The sequence below is a fragment of the Kingella bonacorsii genome (genome assembly GCF_016623605.1).
GTDB lineage: Bacteria > Pseudomonadota > Gammaproteobacteria > Burkholderiales > Neisseriaceae > Kingella_B > Kingella_B oralis.
On sequence record NZ_JAEHNZ010000002.1, the window covers coordinates 195,144 to 219,686 of the forward strand.

Annotated in this window: 28 protein-coding genes; 5 read left to right on the forward strand and 23 right to left on the reverse strand. The window is 53.2% G+C overall.

The features are described 5' to 3' along the window. Nucleotides 1-186: 186 nt before the first annotated feature. From fba to JDW22_RS05785, 4 genes are all read left to right on the forward strand, one after another. Nucleotides 187-1,251 carry a class II fructose-bisphosphate aldolase gene (gene fba, locus JDW22_RS05770; RefSeq protein WP_200522731.1) on the forward strand — a complete coding sequence of 355 codons (1,065 nt, stop codon included), beginning with the start codon at nt 187-189 and terminating at the stop codon, nt 1,249-1,251. A gap of 253 nt (nt 1,252-1,504) precedes the next feature. Then, nucleotides 1,505-1,906: a hypothetical protein gene (locus tag JDW22_RS05775; RefSeq protein ID WP_200522272.1), complete on the forward strand. Its 402-nt coding sequence runs from the start codon at nt 1,505-1,507 to the stop codon at nt 1,904-1,906. A gap of 368 nt (nt 1,907-2,274) precedes the next feature. Next, on the forward strand, nt 2,275-2,454 hold the full coding sequence (locus tag JDW22_RS05780) for a hypothetical protein (protein WP_200522273.1): 180 nt from the start codon (nt 2,275-2,277) through the stop codon (nt 2,452-2,454). A 111-nt stretch (nt 2,455-2,565) separates the two neighbouring features. Next, a complete protein-coding gene (locus JDW22_RS05785; RefSeq protein ID WP_200522274.1) occupies nt 2,566-3,489 on the forward strand; it encodes an ankyrin repeat domain-containing protein in 924 nt (307 codons plus the stop codon). Between the two features lie 95 nt (nt 3,490-3,584). On the opposite strand, the gene ubiG is transcribed toward JDW22_RS05785, so the two are convergent. Together ubiG and JDW22_RS05795 are read right to left on the reverse strand one after the other, a co-directional pair. Then, nucleotides 3,585-4,301, reverse strand: a complete 717-nt coding sequence (gene ubiG / locus JDW22_RS05790; RefSeq protein WP_200522275.1) for a bifunctional 2-polyprenyl-6-hydroxyphenol methylase/3-demethylubiquinol 3-O-methyltransferase UbiG — start codon at nt 4,299-4,301, stop codon at nt 3,585-3,587. Between the two features lie 67 nt (nt 4,302-4,368). Next, entirely contained in the window at nt 4,369-4,863 is a 495-nt protein-coding gene (locus JDW22_RS05795) for a disulfide bond formation protein B (RefSeq protein ID WP_040559199.1), read from the reverse strand. Between the two features lie 92 nt (nt 4,864-4,955). Between JDW22_RS05795 and queC the strand changes: the two genes are divergently transcribed. Next, complete coding sequence (gene queC, locus JDW22_RS05800; protein ID WP_200522276.1) at nt 4,956-5,612, forward strand: 7-cyano-7-deazaguanine synthase QueC; 657 nt, start codon at nt 4,956-4,958, stop codon at nt 5,610-5,612. Between the two features lie 201 nt (nt 5,613-5,813). On the opposite strand, the gene JDW22_RS05805 is transcribed toward queC, so the two are convergent. From JDW22_RS05805 to JDW22_RS05905, 21 genes are all read right to left on the reverse strand, one after another. Beyond that, entirely contained in the window at nt 5,814-6,977 is a 1,164-nt protein-coding gene (locus tag JDW22_RS05805) for a 3-phenylpropionate MFS transporter (protein WP_200522277.1), read from the reverse strand. Between the two features lie 44 nt (nt 6,978-7,021). After that, the gene (locus JDW22_RS05810) at nt 7,022-7,462 is read right to left on the reverse strand and encodes an SMI1/KNR4 family protein (RefSeq protein ID WP_200522278.1); all 441 of its coding nucleotides are present in this window, start codon (nt 7,460-7,462) and stop codon (nt 7,022-7,024) included. A 249-nt stretch (nt 7,463-7,711) separates the two neighbouring features. Beyond that, entirely contained in the window at nt 7,712-9,163 is a 1,452-nt protein-coding gene (gene nuoN / locus JDW22_RS05815; RefSeq protein ID WP_200522279.1) for an NADH-quinone oxidoreductase subunit NuoN, read from the reverse strand. A gap of 8 nt (nt 9,164-9,171) precedes the next feature. Beyond that, a complete protein-coding gene (locus tag JDW22_RS05820) occupies nt 9,172-10,674 on the reverse strand; it encodes an NADH-quinone oxidoreductase subunit M (RefSeq protein ID WP_200522280.1) in 1,503 nt (500 codons plus the stop codon). A 71-nt stretch (nt 10,675-10,745) separates the two neighbouring features. Next, nucleotides 10,746-12,755 (reverse strand): NADH-quinone oxidoreductase subunit L, encoded by a 2,010-nt coding sequence (gene nuoL, locus JDW22_RS05825; RefSeq protein WP_200522281.1) that lies wholly within the window; start codon nt 12,753-12,755, stop codon nt 10,746-10,748. 112 nt (nt 12,756-12,867) lie between these two features. Further along, on the reverse strand, nt 12,868-13,278 hold the full coding sequence (locus JDW22_RS05830; protein ID WP_200522282.1) for a VOC family protein: 411 nt from the start codon (nt 13,276-13,278) through the stop codon (nt 12,868-12,870). A 112-nt stretch (nt 13,279-13,390) separates the two neighbouring features. Then, the gene (locus JDW22_RS05835; RefSeq protein ID WP_200522283.1) at nt 13,391-13,762 is read right to left on the reverse strand and encodes a hypothetical protein; all 372 of its coding nucleotides are present in this window, start codon (nt 13,760-13,762) and stop codon (nt 13,391-13,393) included. Between the two features lie 97 nt (nt 13,763-13,859). Next, entirely contained in the window at nt 13,860-14,165 is a 306-nt protein-coding gene (gene nuoK, locus JDW22_RS05840; RefSeq protein ID WP_200522284.1) for an NADH-quinone oxidoreductase subunit NuoK, read from the reverse strand. Next, entirely contained in the window at nt 14,162-14,815 is a 654-nt protein-coding gene (locus JDW22_RS05845) for an NADH-quinone oxidoreductase subunit J (protein ID WP_200522285.1), read from the reverse strand. The genes nuoK and JDW22_RS05845 overlap by 4 nt, the downstream gene beginning before the upstream one ends. A gap of 55 nt (nt 14,816-14,870) precedes the next feature. Further along, on the reverse strand, nt 14,871-15,410 hold the full coding sequence (locus JDW22_RS05850; RefSeq protein WP_200522286.1) for an Sbal_3080 family lipoprotein: 540 nt from the start codon (nt 15,408-15,410) through the stop codon (nt 14,871-14,873). Between the two features lie 90 nt (nt 15,411-15,500). Next, a complete protein-coding gene (locus tag JDW22_RS05855) occupies nt 15,501-15,653 on the reverse strand; it encodes a hypothetical protein (protein ID WP_200522287.1) in 153 nt (50 codons plus the stop codon). A 42-nt stretch (nt 15,654-15,695) separates the two neighbouring features. Next, on the reverse strand, nt 15,696-15,989 hold the full coding sequence (locus JDW22_RS05860) for a YciI family protein (RefSeq protein WP_200522288.1): 294 nt from the start codon (nt 15,987-15,989) through the stop codon (nt 15,696-15,698). Between the two features lie 61 nt (nt 15,990-16,050). Next, a complete protein-coding gene (locus JDW22_RS05865; protein ID WP_200522289.1) occupies nt 16,051-16,410 on the reverse strand; it encodes an EthD domain-containing protein in 360 nt (119 codons plus the stop codon). Nucleotides 16,411-16,440: 30 nt separating this feature from the next. Then, nucleotides 16,441-16,920 carry an NADH-quinone oxidoreductase subunit NuoI gene (gene nuoI, locus JDW22_RS05870; RefSeq protein ID WP_200522290.1) on the reverse strand — a complete coding sequence of 160 codons (480 nt, stop codon included), beginning with the start codon at nt 16,918-16,920 and terminating at the stop codon, nt 16,441-16,443. A gap of 112 nt (nt 16,921-17,032) precedes the next feature. Further along, a complete protein-coding gene (gene nuoH, locus JDW22_RS05875) occupies nt 17,033-18,109 on the reverse strand; it encodes an NADH-quinone oxidoreductase subunit NuoH (protein WP_200522291.1) in 1,077 nt (358 codons plus the stop codon). 2 nt (nt 18,110-18,111) lie between these two features. Further along, the gene (gene nuoG / locus JDW22_RS05880; protein WP_200522292.1) at nt 18,112-20,388 is read right to left on the reverse strand and encodes an NADH-quinone oxidoreductase subunit NuoG; all 2,277 of its coding nucleotides are present in this window, start codon (nt 20,386-20,388) and stop codon (nt 18,112-18,114) included. A gap of 164 nt (nt 20,389-20,552) precedes the next feature. Next, nucleotides 20,553-20,738 carry an AbrB/MazE/SpoVT family DNA-binding domain-containing protein gene (locus JDW22_RS05885; protein WP_289006643.1) on the reverse strand — a complete coding sequence of 62 codons (186 nt, stop codon included), beginning with the start codon at nt 20,736-20,738 and terminating at the stop codon, nt 20,553-20,555. Between the two features lie 143 nt (nt 20,739-20,881). Continuing rightward, nucleotides 20,882-22,177, reverse strand: coding sequence for an NADH-quinone oxidoreductase subunit NuoF (nuoF, locus tag JDW22_RS05890; protein ID WP_200522293.1), 1,296 nt, complete (start codon nt 22,175-22,177; stop codon nt 20,882-20,884). Between the two features lie 48 nt (nt 22,178-22,225). Next, nucleotides 22,226-22,699, reverse strand: coding sequence for an NADH-quinone oxidoreductase subunit NuoE (nuoE, locus tag JDW22_RS05895; RefSeq protein ID WP_003798846.1), 474 nt, complete (start codon nt 22,697-22,699; stop codon nt 22,226-22,228). Next, nucleotides 22,699-23,955, reverse strand: coding sequence for an NADH dehydrogenase (quinone) subunit D (gene nuoD / locus JDW22_RS05900; protein ID WP_200522294.1), 1,257 nt, complete (start codon nt 23,953-23,955; stop codon nt 22,699-22,701). Before nuoD ends, nuoE begins: the two co-directional genes overlap by 1 nt. After that, complete coding sequence (locus tag JDW22_RS05905) at nt 23,948-24,535, reverse strand: NADH-quinone oxidoreductase subunit C (RefSeq protein ID WP_200522295.1); 588 nt, start codon at nt 24,533-24,535, stop codon at nt 23,948-23,950. The genes nuoD and JDW22_RS05905 overlap by 8 nt, the downstream gene beginning before the upstream one ends. Nucleotides 24,536-24,543: the final 8 nt, after the last annotated feature.

The window sequence follows — 24,543 nt, forward strand, 5'->3', positions numbered from 1 at the left end:
CCGATACCGGCTAAAACAAACGTAGCATCATGTAGCGCAAAAGGCAGCCTGAAAACCGCAAAACGGCGTTTCAGGCTGCCTTTCGCACGGGCAAATGCCCGCCTGCCATTGTTTTCCTGCTTTCAAGCACTTATAATTGCGCCCGCATTTTCCTACATCCAACTACATTTTGAAGGAGCAAAACCCATGGCACTCGTATCCATGCGCCAATTATTGGACCACGCCGCCGAACACAGCTACGGCTTACCCGCATTCAACGTCAACAACTTGGAGCAAATGCGCGCCATTATGGAAGCCGCCAACCAAGTAAATGCCCCCGTTATCGTGCAAGCATCCGCAGGCGCGCGCAAATATGCAGGCGCGCCGTTTTTGCGCCATCTGATTTTAGCCGCCGTGGAAGAATTTCCGCATATCCCCGTGGTGATGCACCAAGACCACGGCGCATCGCCCGATGTGTGCCAACGCTCCATTCAGCTCGGCTTCAGCTCGGTGATGATGGACGGCTCGCTGCAAGAAGACGGCAAAACGCCATCTAGCTACGAATACAACGCCGAAGTAACCCGCCGCGTGGTGCAGTTTTCCCACGCTTGCGGCGTGTCGGTGGAAGGTGAAATTGGCGTGTTGGGCAATTTGGAAACGGGTGAAGCGGGCGAGGAAGACGGCGTGGGCGCGGAAGGTAAATTGAGCCACGACCAAATGCTCACCAGCGTTGCCGATGCCGTGCGCTTTGTGCGCGACACCAATGTGGACGCGCTGGCGATTGCGGTGGGCACCAGCCACGGCGCATATAAATTCACCCGCCCGCCCACAGGCGAAGTGCTGCGGATTGACCGCATCAAAGAAATCCACGCCGCGCTGCCCAACACGCATATCGTGATGCACGGTTCTAGCTCCGTGCCGCAAGAATGGCTGAAAATCATCAACGAATTTGGCGGCGACATTGGCGAAACCTACGGCGTGCCCGTGGAAGAAATTGTGGAAGGCATCAAACACGGCGTGCGCAAGGTGAACATTGACACCGATTTGCGCCTTGCCAGCACGGGCGCAATCCGCCGCTTTATGGCGCAAAACCCCAGCGAGTTTGACCCGCGCAAATATTTGAGCAAAACGGTGGAAGCGATGAAGCAGATTTGTTTGGCGCGTTATCTGGCGTTTGGCTGCGAGGGCATGGCGGATAAAATCAAGCCCGTTTCGCTGGAAAAAATGGCGAGCAAATATGCCAAAGGCGAGTTAAATCAGATTGTGAAATAGCAAGCACAGGCAGCCTGAAAACCGTTTTCAGGCTGCTTTAATCAACGGAGCGATACATGAAATTCAACCGCGACACACGTGATTTCCGAACCCCAAAGGCAGCCTGAAAAAACCCAAAGCCGTCTGGACGCAGCATGAGAATTTTGCAAGCAATCTCCCAAATGTCAAAGAGCGCGTGCGTGGCAGAGCCGCACACCCTACCCATGCAGGCTACGTTTGCTCTTTGAGATATGGGAAGAATTAGGAAAGCCAAATGTCAAATAAATTATTAATTCAAGCTCTGCAAGAGCACAACTTACCAGTTTGGGATAAACTTCACATCATCTTAGATTTAGCAGAAAAAAAGAATAATGAAATTTATCCTATTATCTTAAATTTTATGGAACAACCAGAGTTTGAAAGGTGTAAGGGCACATTAATTTATGCGCTAGAAAATTATCCTCCAGAACCTCTGTTTGAAAAAGCGATTGATTGGTTAATACATGGAGGATTTGAAGTTGCTCATGGAGCATTTAACATCATTAACAAAATATCAAAACTATCAGGTGATCAAGTTGATAATGCATATGAAACCATAAAAACCTTTTCTACAAATCATCAAAATGAGAAATGGAGAACTGAATTATTGAACGAAGTTTTAGATATGTTTGAGTAAAAATATAGCAATAAAATATCCTGAAAAATTTGATTTATACATAATCTTTACCATTATTAATTTCTTCTACTCATCCCGTCTACTTCTCCTGCCGCCCCATTCCCGCCAGTATGCCAACCGCAAGATAGCAAGCCGTAGCCCGCACAAAACCTCCAATCCCGACGTAGGGTGTGTGCGGAACGCACGCACGCGGTTTCTGTTCAAACGAACTCAGTCCCGACGCGGGGTGAGCGTCCCCTTCGGGCTACCTGAAAAAATGCAGCAAGCGTAGCGTGGATCATCGCCCAAGCGATGCACGCGCTTTCTGAACAACAAAGGCAGCCTGAAAGTGGGTTTTCAGGCTGCCTAATTATCAACATGAGACTACCATGCCCAAAAAGAAAACCCTACCCAAAGACTTCGCCGAACTGTGCCACCGCAGCAACCTAACCGAATTTGCCGCACTATTCGCCACCACCGACACCAACGCTACCGAACGCGGCAGCCTGAAAAAGCCCGCCCTCTCGTTTGCTGAGCTAACGCCCGAACAAATGCGTTGGCTACTGTAACACGGCGCAGATACTGAACAATGCGCCCGTTTCGGCGAAACGCCGCTGATTGCTCATGCAAATTACGCAGCAAGTGAACAATCCCATCAAAAACTATTTTATGAAGAAGGGTTGCGTTTTGACAACACCCCGCAGCAGTCGCTGGAAAAAATCGCCTTGCTTTTAGCCAGCCATGCCCATATCCACGCGCAAAATCATGCAGGCGATACTGCGCTACACACCGCCGCCATTCACCCCCAAGCTATCCAATTATTACTCGCGCACGGTGCGGACATTCACACCCGCAATAGGCAAGGCAACACGCCATTGCATCAAGCCTGCTTCTACCCCGAAGCTCTGCGCGTTTTACTGGAACACGGCGCTGACCCCACGCTGCCAAACCAAATGGGCGACACCCCGCTGGAAGCCGCGCTACGCGAAACGGGTTATACCAACGCTGCGTATATCGTGCCGAGTGCCGAAATTTTGCTTGCCGCGGGCATCGTGCCCAATGACAAAAGTCGGGAATTAGTGCGCCGCATCAGCGCAGATTTTGAATTTCGCCGCGCTGCCCCCGCCGCTGCGCCCCATATCGCACGCAACGAAACCGCCGTATTGCGGCTATGCGAATTATTCGGTGTTCAATCCGCGCCAGCCCGTATCCTGCATAACGGCTGTTCGCCCATTGTGCTGCAAGGCGACGATTGGGAAGCACGCTATGATTATGCTTGGCAGTTGCTCGTTCCTGCTTCCGGTCATGCCGCCACCGTGCAAGGCGAAGCCATTCGCGTTGCCGACCGCATTCGCAGCGAACTCTACCGCAACGGTAAAATGAATTGGCATCACGGCTACTCCGCCATGCTCGCCGCTCTGCCAAACTACTTGCGCCAAGGCAACCCGCTGCCCGATAGCGAACTGGCGGAAGCCGAAAATATTTGCCGCACAATCAGCGAAACTGACGACACGCTTGCCAACCGCTTGTGCGAACTGGCTATCCGCTGGGTAGCGCAAAATCCTGAACCGATTGCGTTGAAATCTGTGCCATACGATATTTGAATGCCCAACCGTTTTCAGGCTGCCTAAAACCCAGCCCAAAGCAAAACCGTGTTTCCCCTTATCAGAAACACGGTTCTTTATCGCCCATCCATTTTTCAGGCTGCCACCTTACACGCCACCATATAATTCACGCTCACATCATCCTGCAAAAAATACTGCCGCGTGAGCAAGTTAAACGACATTCCGCGCGTGTCCACCACGTCCAGCCCAGCCAGCCGCGCCATGCGTGCCAATTCGGATGGCGTGATGAATTTTTGCCAATCGTGCGTGCCTTTGGGCACAAGGTTGAGCACATATTCCGCGCCCAACACGGCGTGCAGATACGATTTGGGATTGCGGTTAATCGTGGAAAAAAACACCCAGCCATCAGGCTTTGCCAGCTTGGCGCAGGCGCGGATGATGGATGTAGGGTCGGGAACGTGTTCCAACATCTCCATGCACGTTACCACATCAAACGAATGCGGTATCTCCGCCGCCAAATCTTCCACGCTCACGCAGCGATAGGCGATGTTGTCCACGCGCTCGGCATCGGCGTGCGCCTGCGCGGTGTTTAGCGACTGCTCCGCCATGTCCACGCCCAACACGCTTGCCGCGCCGCGCCGCGCCATGCTTTCCGACAATATGCCGCCGCCGCAGCCCACATCCAGCACCGTCTTGCCCGCCAAGTGGGCGTGTTGGTCAATATAGTCCAAGCGCAGGGGGTTGATGTCGTGCAGCGGTTTGAACTCGCCCGTTTTGTCCCACCATTTATCGGCGATTTGGCTGAACTTGGCGATTTCGTTGGGGTCAACGTTGATGGTTTCGTTGGTCATTTTGGTTTCCTTGTTTAGGTTGAGGCAGCCTGAAACGCAGTAAACCCACTTTCAGGCTGCCTCACAATCATTGTTTACGCGTCCGCAGCCACATCGCCCACACAATCAGCAACACCGCCGCAAAAAACATCACGCTCCACACCGGCAGCGGCACGCCCAACACCTTATACACCTCGCCGCAAAAGCCCGAATCCCCGCGCAACAGCGGCTCATACAATTTAAACAACGGCTTGTTTTTCAAAACGAACGACAGCGGCGCACCGCAATCGGGCTGCTCGGCAGGCGGCAGCGACTGCAAATGAATCTGCTTTGCCGCCACCCAAGCGCCAAACGCCGCAGGCGCGGAAATCAACACCGCCGCCAGCGTGCGCCCAATCAGCTTGCGATGCGGCAGCGCGATGCAAACCAACGCCAGCAACATCGTTGCCACCAACGCCAAACGCTGCTGGATGCACATCACACACGGATTCATTTTCAGCACATATTGCCCAAAAAACGAGCCGCACACACCGCCCGCCGCCACCAAAAACACCGCCAACACCGTTAAACGATAGCACGGCATCGCCCGCAATTTGTTTACCAAACTCATGTTGTCGTTCCAAAATCCATAAAACGGCGAAGTATAATACCAATTTTCCCACAAGGCAGCCTGAAATGTCTCCCAACACAGCACTCGTTATCTTCTCGGGCGGGCAAGATTCCACCACCTGCCTGTTCCAAGCCATCGCCGACTGCGGCGCGGGCAACGTGCAAACCATCAGCTTCCAATACGGGCAACGCCACGCCGTCGAGCTGCAACGCGCCGCGTGGATTGCCCAAGATTTAGGCGTGCCGCACACCGTGTTGGATTTATCCGCCATTGGCAACATCACCCACAACGCTTTGATGGACAGCAGCGCGCCCATCCAGCAAGCGGGCAACACGCCCAACACTTTTGTGGACGGGCGCAACGCCCTATTTTTGCTCTACGCCGCCATCCACGCCAAAGCGCAAGGCATCCACCGCATCTACACAGGCGTATGCGAAACCGATTTTTCAGGCTATCCCGACTGCCGCGACGTGTTCATCAAATCCATGAACGTAACGCTCAACCTCGCCATGGACTACCCGTTTGACATCCGCACCCCGCTGATGTGGCTCACCAAAAAACAAACATGGGCACTCGCCGACCAACTGGGCGCGTTTGACTACATCCGCGAGCACACCCACACCTGCTATATGGGCGTGGCAGGCGGCTGCCACCAATGCCCCGCCTGCATCTTGCGCGAACGCGGCTTGCAGGAATATTTGGCGGAACGCGATAAGGCGTAGCGTTGCCCGTTGCCTTATCGCCGAAAGCCCAAAGGCAGCCTGAAAAACAAAACCGCTTGGTGTGCTGCCACGCGGTTTTTTGTCGGATAACTTGGTTTTAGCTTCGCAAGCTCCGTTTGGCGAAGTAAAGGAAGTGCCCCGCTGGCACGAAGCGCATGGTTAAAGCGACACCCAAAGCCAACCACAAAGCACAAACCATTTTCAGGCTGCCTCTTCCCCCGCCCTTTTCGGCAACACCCACAACGCCGCCAGCGCAAAAGCGCCCATCACCCCAAACGCCCAAGCGGGCTGCACCCGATACACCCATCCCGCCAGCAAAGTCAAAACCGCCACCGCCGCGCAACTCGCCAGCCCGATATACAACGCCTGCAACTTCGCCATATCCTTTTCAGGCTGCCGCACAATAAACCGCACCATCGCAAAATGCGACAAGCTAAACCCCGCCGCGTGCAACAGCTGCACCACCAGCAAGCCCGCAAAATTCAGCGTTGAAGCCATCAGCAGCCAGCGCGCCAGCGTCAGCACCGCCGAAATCCGCATCAGACGCGCAATCTCCGCGCCACCCAGCCACCACCGCGAAAAGAAAAACAACACAATCTCCGCCGCCACCGCCACGCTCCACAGCCCGCTAATCTGCTGCGGCGCAATCCCCGCCGCCTGCCAATAAATCACGCCGTAAGTGTAATACGCCGCATGGCTGCCCTGAATCAGCGACACCGCCAGCAGCATCCCCCGCGTTTCAGGCTGCCGCAACAACGCCGCAAACCCCAACGATTCCCCCTGCGCCGCCGATGCCCGATTATGCAACGCAGGCACCGCCCGCGGCAGCTGCATCAGACCATGCAACAGCAACAACGCCGCCATCAAATACACCAACCACACCGCGCCCAACTGCGCCACCACCCAGCCCGCCAGCAACGTCCCCAAAATATACGCCCCCGAGCCAAACAAACGCACTCGTCCATAATCCAAGCCAATCTGCTTTTGCCACGCACTCGCCGCCGTCTCATTCAACGGCATCTCACCGCCATTCAACGCAAAAAACAACCAAATCAACGCCACCAACAACCACGCCGCCCCCGCGCTCGCCGCAGCCACCAACAACGCCAACACACCACCCCACGTTGCCAGCCGAATTGTTGGCAACAACAAATCCAGCCGCCGCACCCGTTTGGACAGCCACAAGCCCCCCAAAAACCGAAACAAATAAGCCGACGACATCACAAACGCAATAAAAAATTCCGAATAATGATGACTCTGCAACCACAGCGGAAAAAACGGCTGTATCACGCCAAACGCGCAGTAATAGCCCAAGAAATTTAATGCCAGCCAAGAAAAAGCAGGGATTTGGAAAGATGGCTTCATGGTAAAACCTTGTTTGCAAAATTAAATTTAAATTTATTTATTCACTAGCCTTTACAAGTAAGCATCTCAATAAAATCATACAAATCAAATGACACAATATATTCACGCAAATAATCTATTGACCATATTTCCGTCTTATTAAAACATTCAGTATTGATAAAATAATAAGTATCCATTCCATCATGCGATATGGGAATAAACATCTTATTCTCAGCACCTATTTGGTTATTTTTTCTTAATTTCTTTGCGATGGTAACAACGTTTTGCCAATATGGGCATTGAGATGCTTCCTGATGTGGTAATCCATAAATTTCAAATCCATAACCAACAACCGCGCCAAAGTTCGCTAAAAATTCTCTGTATTGATAAGGAAAAATAACTTCCAGCTCTTGCTCTGCCATCTTGATGGTTTGCTCATCTACTGCGCCAAATTTGTCGCAATCTTTTAAAAGCAAATTAACTTTCTCATCATTAGCCTGATTCATGGTTTATCTCTATGCAAAAAATAGGTTAATGCACCAAAGGCAGCCTGAAACGAAATTCAACAAAACTAAATGGGAAATCAGTGGCTCGCCAACATCTTGCTTACTACCCTTACGGACAACAAACCATCGTCAAAACCATGATCGCCATTCAGATTAAGTTTTCAACTGCCCCACTCTACCCTGTCGCCTGCCCCAAATAAACTTTCAGGCTGCCTCATCACAAAAGGCAGCCTGAAATCCACTCTTCAATCAAAACGCGCGTTCCACCGCCGTTTTAATCCATTCCGTCAAATGCGCGGGCATTACGCCCCACACCAGCAACAGCAGCGCATTAACAGACAGCACCCACTTCGCCGCCAGCGTGCCGCTCATCGGCTCGTGTTGCGTAGCGTCTTCAAAATACATCACGCGCACCACGCGCAAATAATAGAACGCGCCAATCAAACTCATCACCACCGCAAACACCGCTAGCAGCGTTGCCCACGGATAAGGCGCGGCAACCAAGGCTTTGAGCACGGCAAATTTGGCGTAAAAGCCCGCCAGCGGCGGAATGCCCGCCATGCTAAACAGCGCCAACAGCATCAAAAACGCATACCACGCATGGCGTTGGTTCAAGCCCGCCAAATCGCTGATTTGGTTGCATTCGTGGTGCTCGTTGCTCACCGCCATCAGCACGCCGAAGCCCGTTAGGCTCATCAGCGTGTAAATAATCGCGTAGAACACGGCAGCCTGAAAACCAATCTGCCCGCCCACAAAGCCGAGCAACACAAAGCCCATGTGCGACACCGTAGAAAAACCGAACATCCGCTTCACATTGGTCTGCATAATCGCCGCCAAATTGCCCACCAGCAGCGACAGCACCGCCAGCGCGGCAAACAGCAACTGCCAATCGCCCTTGTTCAACACCAAGCCGCTCACCAGAATGCGGAAGGCAAAAAGGGTGGCGGCGATTTTGGGCACCGAGCCGATAAACGCGGCCACCGAAGTCGGCGCACCCTGATACACATCGGGCACCCACATGTGAAACGGCACCGCGCCAAACTTAAACGCCACCGCCGCCACGATAAACAACACGCCCAGCTTCAATAGCCAGCCGTTCACGTCGCCGCTTTGGGCAGCCTGAAAAATCTCGGCGAAATTCAGGCTGCCTGTTGCGCCGTAAACCATAGACGTACCGTATAACAAGATGCCCGAAGCCAGCGCGCCGAGTACAAAATATTTCAGCGCGGCTTCGGCAGCACGGGCGGAATCGCGTTGCAGCGCAATCATGGCATACAGCGACAGCGACAGCAGCTCCAAGCCGATATACGCCGTCAAAAAATGCCCCGCACTCATCATCACGCTCATGCCCACGCAGGCAAACATCGCCAGCGTGTAATACTCGCCTTTGAAAATACCGCGCAGCTGGTTATACGGCTTGGCGTAGACAAACAACGCCGCCGTCGCCAGATACACCGCCAGCTTGGCGGCTTGCGCGATGCCGTCGGCAATATAAAAACCGTTGAACGCGGTAACAGGTCCGCTTGTCCACACCGCCAATTGCGCGCCCGCCGCCGCCAGCATGGCGACAATGCTCAGCCCGTGCGTGATAAAGCGGTTGCTATCGCTTATCCACAAATCCAGCAGCAGCACGCCAAACAGCCCAATCAGCAGCACGATTTCAGGTGTGGCTGCACTCAAATTCAAACTTGTCCAATCCATGTTTCACCTCAAATCTTGCTGTGCGCGATTTGCGCCATTAGGTTGTCTGCCGCTTGGTGGATGACCGCGATAAACGGCTCGGGCAGCAAGCCCATGCCCAGCACGGCAACCGCCAAAATCGCCAAAATCGCAAATTCACGCGCGTTGATGTCTTTCATTTCTTTAACGGCAGGATGGCGGATGTCGCCGAAAATCACGCGCTTATACATCCACAGCGTGTAGCTCGCGCCCCAAATCAGCGTGGTCGCCGCAATCGCGCCTATCCACAGGCTGTAATGCGTTGCGCCCATAATTACCATAAATTCGCCCACAAAACCCGAGGTGGCGGGCAAGCCTGCGTTTGCCATGCCAAACAGCATCATAAACGCGGCAAACTTCGGCATCACGTTTACCACACCGCCGTAATCGGCGATGTTTCGCGTGTGCAGGCGGTCGTACATCACGCCGATGCACATAAACATCGCGGCGGAAACAAAGCCGTGCGAAATCATCTGCATAATCGCGCCCTTGAACGCCCAGCTTTCAGGCTGCCCATTGTGCATAAACAGGAAAAAGCCGAGCGTAACAAAACCCATGTGGCTAATTGACGAATACGCCACCAGCTTTTTCATATCGGTTTGCACCAGCGCAACCAAGCCAATGTACACCACCGCAATCAGGCTCAACACAATCACCACGGGCGCAAAATAGCGCGAAGCATCGGGCAAAATCGGCAAAATAAAGCGCAAAAAGCCATACGCGCCCACTTTCAGCGTAATCGCCGCCAGCACCATAGAGCCGCCGGTGGGCGCTTCAACGTGGGCATCGGGCAGCCATGTGTGCACGGGGAACATCGGCACTTTCACCGCAAACGACAAGAAAAACGCAATAAACAAAAGCTGTTGCACGCCCACCGGGATATGCTTAATCGCCTGCAAATCGGCAATCGCAAAGCTGCCACCCGCTTGATACGACAGATAAATCAACGCCACCAGCATCAGCAGCGAACCGAGCAGTGTGTAAAGAAACAGCTTCATCGCCGCATACATTCTGCGCTGCCCGCCCCACATACCAATAATCAGATACAGCGGAATCAGCATGCCTTCAAAGAAGGTGTAAAACAAAATGGCATCTTGCGCGGCAAACGCGCCGTTAATCAGCCCGCTCATGATGAGAAACGCCGCCATATACTGCGCGGGGCGTTTTTGTATCACTTCCCAGCCTGCCAGTACCACCATCAGCGTGATAAACGCATTCAAAATAATAAACAGCACGGAAATGCCGTCCACGCCCAGCGCGTAGTTCAAATTAAGCGCAGGTATCCACGCATGCAGCTCGGTAAACTGATAGCCGCCGCTGGCGCGGTCAAACTGGGTAAACAGTGGCAAGGTGATGACAAAGCTCGCGGCTGCGCCCACCAGCGCGAGTATGCGCGCCAACGGGGCTTTTTCGTCTGAACCCGTTGCCAGCACCAGCACGCCCGCCAATATCGGCAGCCAAATGGCTAAGCTGAGTAAGTTGTTGAAAAACATAGTATCGCCTGTTTTCTCTTATTGAATTTGAAAGGTTGAAAGGGGTTTGTGTTAGGAAGGCAGCCTGAAAATCACTTGAACCACAGCCCCCAAAAGAACGCGGCAACCATCACCAGCAGCCCGAACACCATCACCGCCGCGTAGGTGTAAATAAAGCCTGTTTGCGCTTTGCGCACTTGCGCCGCCACCGCACCAACCAGTTTTGCCGAGCCGTTTACGATGCCGTTGTCAATAATCAGCGTGTCGCCCACTTTCCAGAACAAATTGCCCAACACGCGCGCACCGCGAGCAAACACATTGAAATAAATCGTATCCAAATAATATTTATTATCCAGCAGCGTATAAACGGGTTTAAAGGCAGCCTGAAACTTGGCAGGCAGATTGGGCTTGGCAACATACAACAGCCACGCCGCCGCCACGCCCGCAATCGCCAGATACAACACGGGCGAAGCAAGGCTGTGCGACACCATCGCCATCGCGCCGTGAAATTCCTCTTTCATGTGGTGCATCACGGGGTGCGCTTCGTGGTTCACAAAAATCACGCCTTTAAAGAAATCGCCATACAGCAGCGGCTCAATCGTCAATGCGCCGATGATGACAGACGGAATCGCCAAAAACACCAGCGGAAACGTTACCACCCAAGGGCTTTCGTGCGGATTATCGTTGGGCGACAAGCCGTGATGATGTTCGTCGCCATGATGCGCATCGTGCTTGGCTTCGCGCCACCGTTCTTTGCCATGGAACACGATAAAGTATTGGCGGAACGCATAAAACGCGGTAACAAACACGCTCGCCAACACGGCGAAATAGGCAAAACCGCTGCCCGCCAAATGGCTCATTTTCACGGCTTCAATAATGCTGTCTTTGGAATAAAAGCCCGAGAACAACGGTGTGCCAATCAGCGAGAGATTGCCCAGCAGCATGGTGAGCCAAGTAATCGGCATATATTTGCGCAAGCCGCCCATGTTGCGCATATCTTGGTCGTGGTGCATGCCGATGATGACGCTGCCCGCCGCCAAGAACAGCAGGGCTTTGAAAAAGGCGTGCGTCATCACATGGAACATGGCAACCGAATACGCCGACACGCCTAGCGCAACGGTCATATAGCCCAGCTGCGACAAGGTGGAATAGGCAATCACGCGTTTAATATCGTTTTGGATGGTGCCGAGCAAGCCCATAAACAGCGCGGTGATTGCGCCAATAATCATAATCACCGACAGCGCGGTGGTGCTCATTTCATACATCGGCGACATACGCGACACCATAAACAAACCCGCCGTTACCATTGTTGCGGCGTGAATCAGCGCGGAAATGGGCGTTGGGCCTTCCATAGAATCGGGCAGCCAAACGTGCAGCGGGAACTGCGCGGATTTACCCATCGCGCCGACAAACAGCAGCAGGCAGGTTACGGTAATCAAATCCGTGCCCAGAAACTGCATGCCCGCCACATTGGGCAAATAGGCGAACACATCTTGATAGCGCAGGCTGCCGCCAAAATACGCCAGCACCAACCCGATGCCGAGCAAGAAACCGAAATCGCCCACGCGGTTCAACAAAAACGCTTTCAAATTGGCAAAAATGGCAGACGGTTTTTTGAAATAAAACCCAATCAGCAGATACGACACCAAGCCCACGGCTTCCCAGCCGAAAAAGAGTTGGATAAAGTTGTTGGACATAATCAGCATGAGCATGCTGAATGTAAACAAGGAGATATAGCTGAAAAAGCGTTGGTAGCCGACTGCTTCGTCGTGCATATAGCCGATGGTGTAGATGTGCACCATCAGCGACACCACGGTTACGACTACCATCATCATGGCGGTGAGGCTGTCCACCAAGAAGCCCACGGAAAAATCTACGCCGCCCATGATGAGCCATGTGTACACGTTTTCATCGAACTTGGCGCGCGTGCCCGTGGCAAAGCCGTAGATCACATAGAGCGACAGCACGGCGGAAACGGCAACGCCCAAAATGGTGGCGCTATGCGCGCCTGCGCGCCCGATGCGGTTGCCGAACAATCCTGCCAGCAAGCAGCCTGCTAGGGGGGCTAGGGCGATGATGAGGTATAAAGTCATGTCGTTCATGGTGAACCTTTTTGTTTCAAATGGGTTGGGTGTTTTAGCTTTGCAACGCCGCTTCGCTACACAGGCGGCTTTGGGTTTGGCATAAGGCTGATTAATTCGTTTTCAGGCTGCCTTAGCGCAATTTTTGTAAAAAGGGGTTGTAAGCAATTTCCCATAAAAAGCCGTCTGGGTCGGCGATATAGCCGCTGTATCCGCCCCAAAACACTTTTTGCGGAGCTTTTATAATGTTCACGCCGCGTGCGGCAAAATCGGCAAACAGCGCATTGACTTCGGCTTCGCTGCTCACATTGTGCGCCAATGTGAAACGGGGAAATCCGCTGGGCGATGCGGCGGAAAGATGTGCATCTGCCGCCAAGCTATCGCGTGCAAACAGCGCAAAAACTAATGCACCGCCTGTTTGAAAAAAGGCGATATGTTCGTTGCTGTTTTCGTTTTCTTGCCAGCCAAACACTTCGCGATAAAACCGCCGCGATGCGGGTAAATCGGATACGCCAAGTGTGATGTAATTGATGTGCTGTTCCATAGCTGTTCCATAATGGAGCTTTCAGGGTGAGATTACGTTTTCAGGCTGCCTGAAACAATCAATCTATTCGCTATCATGCTTTTTCAGGCTGCCTTTGGCTTGGCGCAACCCTTTATTTCGCCTGATGCAGTTTCCAGCCGCGTTTGCTTTTTTGCAGGCGGATTTTGCCGTCTGCGCTGGCGTAGCCGTGTTGGGTTTTACGCAAAATGGTGTTTTCGGCGATATCTGCGCCAAACAGTTCTACTCGCGCTTTGTTGGCGGATTGAATGCCGTAAATGGCGAGCGTGTCGTTGTTGGGGTCGGTGAGTTTGATTTGGGCGACATCAAACACTTGCACGCATTTTTTCAGCAGGAAAGAGTAGCTTGCGCCTGTGGACGGTTTGCAGCCGTAAGCATCGGTGTCGTTGCCTACCATAGGGGTGTCGGCTTGGGCGTAGGCGGCTAAGCTTAGGGTGAGTGCGGCGGCGGTGAGTAGTTTTTTCATGGGGTTGTCCTTGTTAATCAATGGTGTTGGGGGTTTTAGCTTCGCAACTCCGCTTCGCTACGCAGGCTGCCTTTATGCTGTTTAGGCAGCCTGAAAACTACCCTTTCAAACTATCCAAATCGCTAATATTGATGCTGTTGCGGTTGCGGAATACCAGCACCATAATCGCTAAGCCAATCGCGCTTTCGGCGGCGGCTACGGTGAGCACGAAAAACACGAACACTTGCCCTGCGGTGTCGCCGAGATATTGCGAGAAGGCGATAAAGTTAAAATTCACCGCCAGCAGCATCAATTCAATAGACATCAGCAGCACCAGCACGTTTTTGCGGTTCATAAAAATGCCCATGGCGCTGATGCCAAACAGCAAGGCGGCGAGTACCAGATAATGCGTGAGCGTAATCATGCTTGGGTCTCCTCGGTGGTTTCGGTTTCAGGCTGCGTGCGCGGGGTTTGCACTTCGGCGGGCATGGAAACGAGACGCATACGCCCTTCATTGGGGTTTACCCGTACTTGCAAGGCGGGGTCCATGTATTTGGTGCGGGTGGATTTGCGATGCACCAGCGCAATCGCCGCCACCATGCCGAGCACGAGTAACACGGACGCGAGTTCAAACGGCAGCAGGTAAGTGGTATAAATTTGTGTGCCCAAATCGCGCACGTTGCTGTAATCGGCGGGAATGTCTTTCATCGCGCCAAAGGCGGCAAGGTTGGTGTCGGGCGCGACAAAAATCATAATCAGCAACGCCGCCATCAACACGCCCACGGTGAGCGCGGCGGGCGCGTGTCGCCAAAAGCCTTGGCGCATGGCTTCTATGTCAATGTTGAGCATCATCACCACAAACAGGAACATCACCATCACCGCGCCGACATACACCACCACCAGCGTGATGCCGAGAAATTCGGCTTGCATCAGCAGCCATGTTATCGCGCTCATGCAAAACGTGAGCACCAGCCACAGCGCGGCGTGCACGGGGTTTTTGGCGGTTACGGTTTTCAGTGCGCCAAACAGGATGATGGCGGCCAGAGTGTAGAACAGGATTAGTTGGAAGCTCATAATGGGGTTTTCCAGTTGGGGGTTAGGGTTTTCAGGCTGCCTGAGCCCTGATTTGTTAATTTGATTCGTTCGGTTTTAATTCATGCTCTTCGCCACTATCCACCGATTGAGAATAGCTAATTTGGGGTTGTTGAGATGAAATCTGTGGCTGCCCTGTATTAGAAACAGATATACCCAATAATTTATCAACTACTGGATTCATTTTGGTTTCAACAGACTGCCATTTCATTAACGAAAGCCCACCTTTACCAATTAAAGAATATTCCGCATTAGCCACCAATCGGTTGTGATTAAAGAGATTTAGCTCCGCCCATGACAGATAAGTAGTTATATCCCAACTACGCCTAGCAGAGTAGCGCAAAAAGTAAGAACAATTGCTGATATTGTTTTCTGCAACCCTTCTCGTTCTAATGCTATGAAAAGCAAATCGCCTTTCTAAAACAGGTACAAACTCACCAATAGTAACGGCGGGGTTATTCACTATGCACACTTCTTGTATTTTTTGTCGCTCAGCTTGCCCAACAGGGCTAACTTTGATTGAAGTGCAAGCCGATAAACCAAATGCTGCAACAACAAAAAAAATTGATTTAAACATTTCTTATCCAATTATTGTTATTAACTAATCTCGCCATTCTCATCTATGCGATGAATGGCAAATTTTTTGCAGTTTTCAGGCTGCCTATGCTTATTGAAACAGATGCCGCAAAAATAGCAGCAGCATCAAAAACACAGTAGTCAGCAACACAGTTTCGGTGTTATCAATCACGCGATACGCCCGCAAGCCAAACAACGCCAGCACAAACACGCCGATGCCCAGCCCTGCGATTTTTGGAAACATAGCCTAATCCTTGTGTTGGCGCGGGGTAGTTTTCAGGCTGCCTTACAATGCCACGCGGTATTGCGCCAAGCCCTCCGCCGTTTTGGTGGGCAGAAATTCGGTGATGCTGTATTGCGCCAACCCCGCCTGATGAAACGGGTCTTCGGCGATAATCTGCGCCACTTGCTCGCGGCTGTCTGCCTGCATCACAATCACGCCACCCGTGCGCGGTTCTTTGCGCCCCGACAGCAGAAACGTGCCCGCGCGGTAATGCCGTTCCAAATAGGCGATGTGTTCGGGCAGCGCGGCTTCAATCTCGGCAAGTGGGCGGATGTATTCCAGCGAAACGATAAACATGGGTGCTCCTTTGGGTTTTAGCTTCGCAACTCCGCTACGCTACGCAGGCTACCTTAGGGCATCAAAGCACCCGCTCTTCTTCGCCAAACCACATCACAGAATGCTGCAAATCCACGAACGCGGCTTCGTCTTCCCGCAGCGCAGCCAATGCCGCCTGCCCTGCTTCGGTTTCGCGGGCGCGTTGAAAATCTGCGCGGCTGTCGTACCACAGCTCGCCCATCGCATCAAATTCAAACGGCAGCGTGTCGCGCTGGGTGGCGGGCTGCCCGCTGGCTTGGAGAGGCAGCGTTTTGGTGTAATGGCGGATATTCAACACGTCTTTAAAGCCCAGCACTTTTTCGGAGTGTTGCTGCCAACGGGCGATAAAGGCTTCGGTGCTGAGTTCGGGTTTCTTTTTCACCAGCATAATGATTTTAAACATTTTATTTTCCGTTCCGTGTTTTCAGGCTGCCTACCGATATGGCGCATCAGCCGCTTTGCGTTTAGCAATTTCGGCTTCGTATTTATCGCCAATCGCCAGCAAAATCGGCTTGGTCATGTGCAAATCGCCTTTTTTCTCGCCGTGGTATTCAAAAATATGCGTTTCCACAATCGCATCAGTGGGGCAGGCTTCTTCGCAGAAACCGCAGAAGATGCACTTGGTCAAATCAATATCGTAGCGCGTGGTGCGGCGGGTGCCGTCTTCGCGCTCTTCACTGTCGATGTTAATCGCCATCGCAGGGCAAACGGCCTCGCACAGTTTGCAGGCAATGCAGCGTTCTTCGCCGTTGGGATAGCGGCGCTGGGCGTGCAGGCCGCGGAAGCGTACCGACTGCGGGGTTTTCTCTTCGGGGAAGTAGATGGTGTCTTTGCGGGCGAAGAAGTTTTTGAGCGTTACGCCCATGCCTTTGACGAGTTCGCCGAGCAGGAAGGTTTTGACTAGGTTTGCCATTTTGGGTTGTATTCTCTTGTTTGTTGTTGGGTTTCAGGCTGCCTATTGCGCCTGTACTTTAATCTTGCCGATGATGGAACAAGCCTAAATTTGCATTTTCAGGCTGCCTCAATCACTTCCACAAACTCAACGGCGAAGCCATCCACGCGCCGTAAAACACAATCGCGGCAAAGCCCACGGGAATCAGCACTTTCCAGCCCAAGCGCATGATTTGGTCGTAGCGGTAGCGCGGGAAGGTGGCGCGTATCCACAAATAGCCATACAGCACAAACGCCATTTTGCCAAACATCCAAATTGCGCTTGGCGTGCCGATGATGCCCCAGCTTTGTGGAAACGGCGAGAGCCAGCCGCCCAAGAACAGCAGCGCGGTGAGCGCGCCCACCAAAATCATAAAAATGTATTCGGCAAGGAAAAACAGCGCAAAGGCAAAGCCCGAATATTCCACATGATGCCCCGCCACAATTTCGCTTTCGCCTTCGGCCACATCAAACGGGGCGCGGTTGGTTTCAGCAACGGCAGAGATGAGATACACCAAAAACACCGGAAACAGCGTAAACCAGTTCCACGAGAAAATTGAGCCGCCCGCAATGCCCGTGGCTTGCGCGGCAACGATTTCTTTAAAATTCAGGCTGCCTGAAACCATCATCACGCACACCAGCGCGGCAGACATGGCGATTTCGTAGGAAATGGTTTGCGCGGAAGCTCGCATTGCGCCGAGCATGGCGTATTTGGAGTTGGATGCCCAGCCCGCAATAATCACGCCGTACACCGAGAGCGAGGTAATCATCAAAATATACAGCAGGCCCGCGTCAATATTGGTCAGCACCCATGTGTCGTTAAACGGAATCACCGCCCATGCGGCAAACGAAGGCGCGAGCGAGAGCATCGGTCCGATATAAAACAGATAGCGGTTGGATGCACTGGGGCGGGTTACTTCTTTAAACAGCAGTTTGAGCACGTCGGCAAACGGCTGAATCAAACCCCAAGGCCCGGTTACGTTGGGGCCCACGCGCAGCTGCATAAAGCCGATGACTTTACGTTCAAAGTAAGTCAGATACGCCACCGTTAAAATCAGCGGAATCAAGATGATGACGATTTTGACAACAATCGCCACCACCAAGCCGATGTCGCTGCCGAGCGCGCCCATGCCGAGCGTTTGGGCAAATAGAGATTGAAACCACTCTTGCATTTTCAGGCTGCCTTTCTTAATTCAATCACGTTCATCATGCCGCCAAGCGGAGCGTTTATCGGGTGTTCGGGCAGGAAAACCACGTTTTCAGGCAGCGTTTCATCGGCGCAAACGGTTACAAATACTTCGCTGTGGTGATTGCCGCGCGTGGCGATGGCGATTTCGCCGTCTGCCAAGCCTAGATTTGCCAGCGTTTTCGGATGCACGCCCGCGCGCGGTTCGGCGGCGTGGCTGGTTTGTTGCAGCGATGCGGCGCGGCGCACGATGGGGTCGGTGTAGTAAATGCCGGTGCCGCCCACGCGCACCAGTTCGTTTTTGCCCGATTGCAGGCGGCTGGCTTTGGCAGACAAATCGCTGTCGTTGTTCAGTTTTCCGGGTAGCGCGGCGGGGTCGCCCAAGGCTTCCGCCAACACGTCGGCGCTGGTTTCAAAGTCAAAGCCGTTCAGTTCAAACACATTGCCCAGCACGCGCAACACTTTCCACAAGGGGCGGCTGTCGCCCAAGCCTTTGACCACGCCGTGGAACGACTGCAAACGCCCTTCCATGCTGATAAAGCTGCCCGAGGTTTCGGTGAACGGCGCAATCGGCAGCAACACGTCTGCCACGTCCAGCAGCGTTTCGCTTTCATACGCGCTAAACGCCAGCACGCTGCCCGCTTGTTTCAGCGCGGATACGGCTGCTGCGCCGCCTGCGATGTCGTGCTCGGGGTCGATATTGAGCAGGATAACGGCTTTTTTCGGCGCGGCAATCATGTCGCCAATCGCGGCGCGGTTGATGCCGATGATGTCTGCGCCCACGCTGTTGGCGGCTTGCGGCAAGATGCCCAAAATTGCACCTGTTTCGCGTGCCAGCTTTTGCGCGGCAAGGTAGATGTTGCCAAAATCGGGATGGTTTTGCGCTTCTGCGCCCAGCAAGATGGCAGCGCGTTCGGCGTTTTTCAGGCTGCCTGAAACGTCGTGCGCCATGTCTTGGGCGGCGGTGTTCAGGTAATTCGCCCATTCGCTGGGGTGCAGCACGTTTTGCGCGCGCAGCGGCATGTGCAGCGTTTCGCGGCTGCCGGCGAGGATGTCCACCGCCATGCCCGCTTTGGCAGCGCGGCGCAAACGGGCGGTTAAAAGCGGCTGCTCTTGGCGCAAGCGCGCGCCCACCACCAACACCGCATCGCATCCGACAAGCTGTTCAATGCTCTGCCCCAGCCATGCCGCGCCTTTCAGGCTGCCTGAAACGCTGTTATCCGCTGCGCGAAGCTGCGCGGTGGTGTGGGCGATGTTTAAGCCTTGTGCCAGCTTGTTTGCCAGATACAGCTCTTCCACCGTGTTCATGGGGTTTGCCCACAGCGCGATTTTGTCCGCGCCATATTCTTTGGCAACGCAAGACAAGGTGTGGCGCACATATTCCAGCGCGGTTTGCCAATCTACGGTTTTCCATTCGCCGCCATGTTTGATTTTGGGCGCAACAAGGCGGCTTTCGTGGTTTAAGCCTTCGTAGGCAAAGCGGTCTTTGTCGGACAGCCAGCATTCGTTAATCGCCTCGTTTTCCAAGGGCAGCACGCGGCGCACGGTGTGTTCTTTGGTTTGCACTTCTAAATTAGTGCCCAAAGCATCGTGCGCAGAAATGGATTTGCGGCGGCTCAGCTCCCAAGTGCGCGCGTTAAAGCGGAATGGCTTGCTGGTGAGCGCGCCCACGGGGCAAAGGTCAATCACATTGCCTGATAGCTCGGTTTCCACCGCACGCCCGATAAACGGCAGAATTTCCGACCATTCGCCGCGGTTGGCGATGCCGATTTCTTGCTCGCCCGCGATTTCTTCGGTGAAACGCACGCAGCGCGTGCAATGGATGCAGCGCGACATTTCCTGCGTGGAAATCAACGCGCCCATGTCTTTGGGCTTCACCGCGCGTTTTTCTTCAATGTAACGGCTGGTGGTTTTGCCGTAGCCCACCGCCAAGTCTTGCAACTGGCATTCGCCGCCCTTGTCGCACACAGGGCAATCCAAAGGGTGGTTGATGAGCAGAAACTCCATCACACCCGCTTGGGCTTGTTTTGCCATGTTGGAATGCGTGTGCACCACCATGCCGTCGGTTACAGGCGTGGCGCAGGCGGGCAGCGGTTTGGGGGCTTTTTCCACTTCCACCAAGCACATGCGGCAGTTGGCAGCGATGGATAGTTTTTTGTGGTAGCAAAAATGGGGAATGTATGTGCCCAATTCGTGCGCGGCTTCCATAACGGTTGCGCCTTGGGGTACGGCGATTTTTTTGCCGTCGATTTCTACTTGTAACATGGGTTTGTTCCGTTACGTTTGGTATTTAAAATTTTGTGCTATGGATTATTCGCGCCACCAATTTTCTAGGCGCAATCCGCTTACTCGTTCAAATTCTTTTATATTGTTTTCTATGGACTTGCGCTTCATGGCATAAATGCAGGTATTGGTATCCAACAGATATTTCATTGGTCAAAGCTCTCGCGCTCTTGGGTTTCAGGCTGCCCACGCTCATTCAAAAAATCATCTGTTAGCCGCGATGGCTGCTGCGCCCACACGCGCCAACGTTCGCCCACGGGCGTTAAGATGCGTGTATTGCCCACCACAATCACTTCCACTTGCTTGCTTAATGTATTCAGGAAACGCCACATCGTGTGGTAACTGTATGGCTTGCTCTTGATTATGCTTAATAATATTGGCAGTCAGCATGGGACGCTCCTTTCGTTTTGTTCTCTCATCATTTTAAGGCAGCCTGAAAACCATTTTGGTTTTCTCGTTTTCAGGCTGCCTCAAATCAGCTCCACTTATGCGCCTTCATCGGCACGCCGTGTTCAATGTAATGGACAAACTCTTCACGGAAATGTTTGGTAAAGCCACGCACGGGGAACACCGCTGCATCGGCTAACGCGCAAATGGTGCGCCCCGCCATGTTGTTGCCCACGCTGTCCAGCAAATCCAAATCTTCCATACGCCCTTTGCCGTTGGCGATGCGGTGTACAATGCGATACAGCCAGCCCGTGCCCTCGCGGCAAGGCGTGCATTGTCCGCACGATTCCTCTTGATAGAAATAGCTCAACCGCTCCAAGGCTTTGACCATGCACACGTCTTCGTCCATCACAATCACCGCGCCCGAGCCGAGCATGGAACCTGCTTTGGCGATGCTGTCGTAGTCCATGTTCAGCCCCATCATAATTTCGGCGGGCAACACGGGTGCGGACGAACCACCTGGTATCACGGCTTTCAATTTTTTGCCGCCGCGCACGCCGCCTGCCATTTCCAACAATGTGGCAAACGGCGTGCCAAGTGGGATTTCGTAGTTCCCTGGGCGTTCAACGTGTCCTGAAATGGAAAACAATTTGGTGCCGCCTGCTTTTTCTATGCCGATGTCGGCAAAGGTTTGCCCGCCATCGCGCACGATAAACGGCACGGATGAGAAGGTTTCGGTGTTGTTGATGGTGGTGGGCTTGCCATATAAGCCAAATGAAGCAGGGAACGGCGGCTTGAAGCGCGGCTGCCCTTTTTTGCCTTCTAGGCTTTCCAGCAGCGCGGTTTCTTCGCCGCACACATACGCGCCGTAGCCGTGATGAGCAAACAATTCAAACGAAAAATCGCTGCCCAAAATATTTTGCCCCAGCAAATTGGCTTCGCGCGCTTGCGCCAATGCCGCTTCAAAGCGTTGATAGCCTTCAAAAATTTCGCCGTGAATGTAGTTATAGCCCGCAGACGCACCCATGGCGTAGCCACCGATGATCATGCCTTCAATCAGCGCGTGTGGGTTAAACATAATGATGTCGCGGTCTTTGAATGTGCCCGGTTCGCCCTCGTCGGTGTTGCAGACAACGTATTTTTGTCCGTCAAACGCGCGTGGCATAAAGCTCCATTTCAAGCCTGTGGGGAAGCCCGCGCCGCCGCGCCCGCGCAGGTTGGATGTTTTGAGTTCGTTGATGATGTCGTCTTGTGGCGTTTTTTCGCTGATAATTTTGCGCAGGGCTTGGTAGCCGCCGCGTTTGATGTATTCGTCTAGCGTCCAGCAGCTGGGGTCTTGGGTGTTGACATCTTTAAAAATAACACCTGATTGGTAGATTGCCATGTGTTTTACCTAACTGGGTTTTGTTTGTTTTAGGCAGCCTGAAACCGCTTATTCCAGCTCCGCCAATTTCTTTTCAATCGCATCCGCATCCATAAAGCTGCACATGCTGTGATTGTTCACCAGCATCACAGGCGCATCGCCGCACGCGCCCATGCACTCGCCCTCCACCAGCGTAAATTTGCCATCTGCCGTGGTTTCGCCGTAGTCAATGCCCAGCTTCTCTTTCAAATACTCGCCCGCGTCCACGCCGCCGCGCAAGGCGCAGGGCAAATTGGTGCACACGGTGAGCTTATATTTGCCCACAGGCTGCAAGTCATACATATTGTAAAACGTGGCGACTTCGTAGGCGGCAACGGGCGCGATGCCGATGTATTTCGCCACAAATTCAATGGTTTCGGGCGCAAGATAGCCTTTTTCCACTTGGGCGATGCGCAACGCGCTCATAATCGCGCTGCGGCGCTGGTCGGCAGGGTATTTTGCCAGTTCAATGTCAATTTCTTTTAGCGATTGTGCGGACAGCATTATCTATCTACCTCTCCGAATACGATGTCTTGCGTGCCGATAATGGCGACCACGTCGGCAAGCATATGCCCGCGCGCCATTTCGTCCATGCCTTGCAAGTGGGCAAAACCGGGGGCGCGGATTTTCAGGCGGTAGGGCTTGTTTGCGCCATCTGAAATGATGTACACGCCAAATTCGCCTTTGGGGTGTTCAATCGCGGTGTAGGTTTCGCCCTCGGGAACGTGCATGCCCTCGGTGAACAATTTGAAATGGTGGATTAAGTCTTCCATGCCCATTTTCATTTCAGTTCGCTTGGGCGGCGCGACTTTGTGGTTATCGGTAATCACGGGCAGATTAGGATTGGCGCGCAACCAGTCGGCGCATTGCTTGATGATGCGAACCGATTGGCGCATTTCCGCCATGCGGCAGAGATAACGATCGTAGCAATCGCCGTTCACGCCCACGGGAATATCAAAATCCATTTCGTGATACATTTCATAGGGTTGTTTTTTGCGCACATCCCATTCCACACCCGAGCCGCGCAGCATCACGCCGGTAAAGCCTTTTTGCAAGGCGCGTTCAGGCGACACCACGCCAATGCCCACGGTGCGCTGTTTCCAAATGCGGTTGTCGGTAAGCAGCGTTTCCAGCGTGTCTATGTTTTTGGGGAAACGTTCGCAAAATGCATCAATAAAATCCAGCATACTGCCTTCGCGCGAAGCATTGAGTTCCTTCAACACTTTTGCGCTGCGGTATTTGCTGGCTTCGTACTTGGGCATAAAGTCGGGCAAATCGCGGTACACGCCGCCCACGCGGAAATACGCGGCATGCATGCGCGCGCCTGATACGGCTTCGTATAAATCCATCAATTCTTCGCGGTCGCGGAACGCATACAAAATCGCCGTCATCGCGCCAATATCCAGCGCGTGCGAACCCACGCCCATCAAGTGGTTCAAAATACGCGTTACTTCGGCAAACATGGTGCGGATGTATTTGGCGCGAATCGGCACTTCCAAGCCCAGCAGTTTTTCAATCGCCAAGCAATAGGCTTGCTCATTGCACATCATGGAAACGTAGTCCAGCCTGTCCATATACGGCAGGGCTTGCAGATAGGTTTTGCTTTCAGCGAGCTTTTCCGTGCCGCGGTGCAGCAAGCCGATGTGGGGGTCGGCGCGGACGATGGTTTCGCCCTCCAACTCCAAAATCATGCGGAGTACGCCGTGGGCGGCGGGGTGTTGCGGCCCGAAGTTGATGGTGTAGTTTCTTAATTTAGCCACCGTAGGTCTCCTCACGAACAACGCGCGGGGTAATTTCACGCGGCTCTATGGTTACAGGCTGGTAAATAACGCGTTTTTCAGCTTCGTCGTAGCGCATTTCCACATAGCCCGACACAGGGAAATCTTTGCGGAAGGGATGCCCCACAAAGCCATAGTCGGTCAAAATACGGCGCAAATCGGGGTGCTCGTTAAAAATAATGCCATACATATCAAACGCTTCGCGCTCATACCAATCGGCGCTGTTATACAGCGATACCACAGAGGGCACGATGGGCATATCGTCATCATCCGCCCACACGCGCACGCGGATGCGTTGATTGTTTTTAATGGAAAGCAGTTGGCTCACGGCGGCAAAGCGTTTGCCTTGCCAGGTTTCGTTTTTATAGGTGCTGTAATCCACGCCGCACAAATCCACCAATTGCTCAAAGTGCAAGTCGTCGTGGTCGCGCAGGGTTTGCATCAGGGAAAGATAGTTTTCAGGCTGGCATTCAAGGGTTATTTCGCCGTATGCCAAGATGATGTTGCTGGCTTTGTCGCCCAACAGGGTCGCGCAGGCAGCCTGTAAATCGGTAACGTGCATTTTCGCTC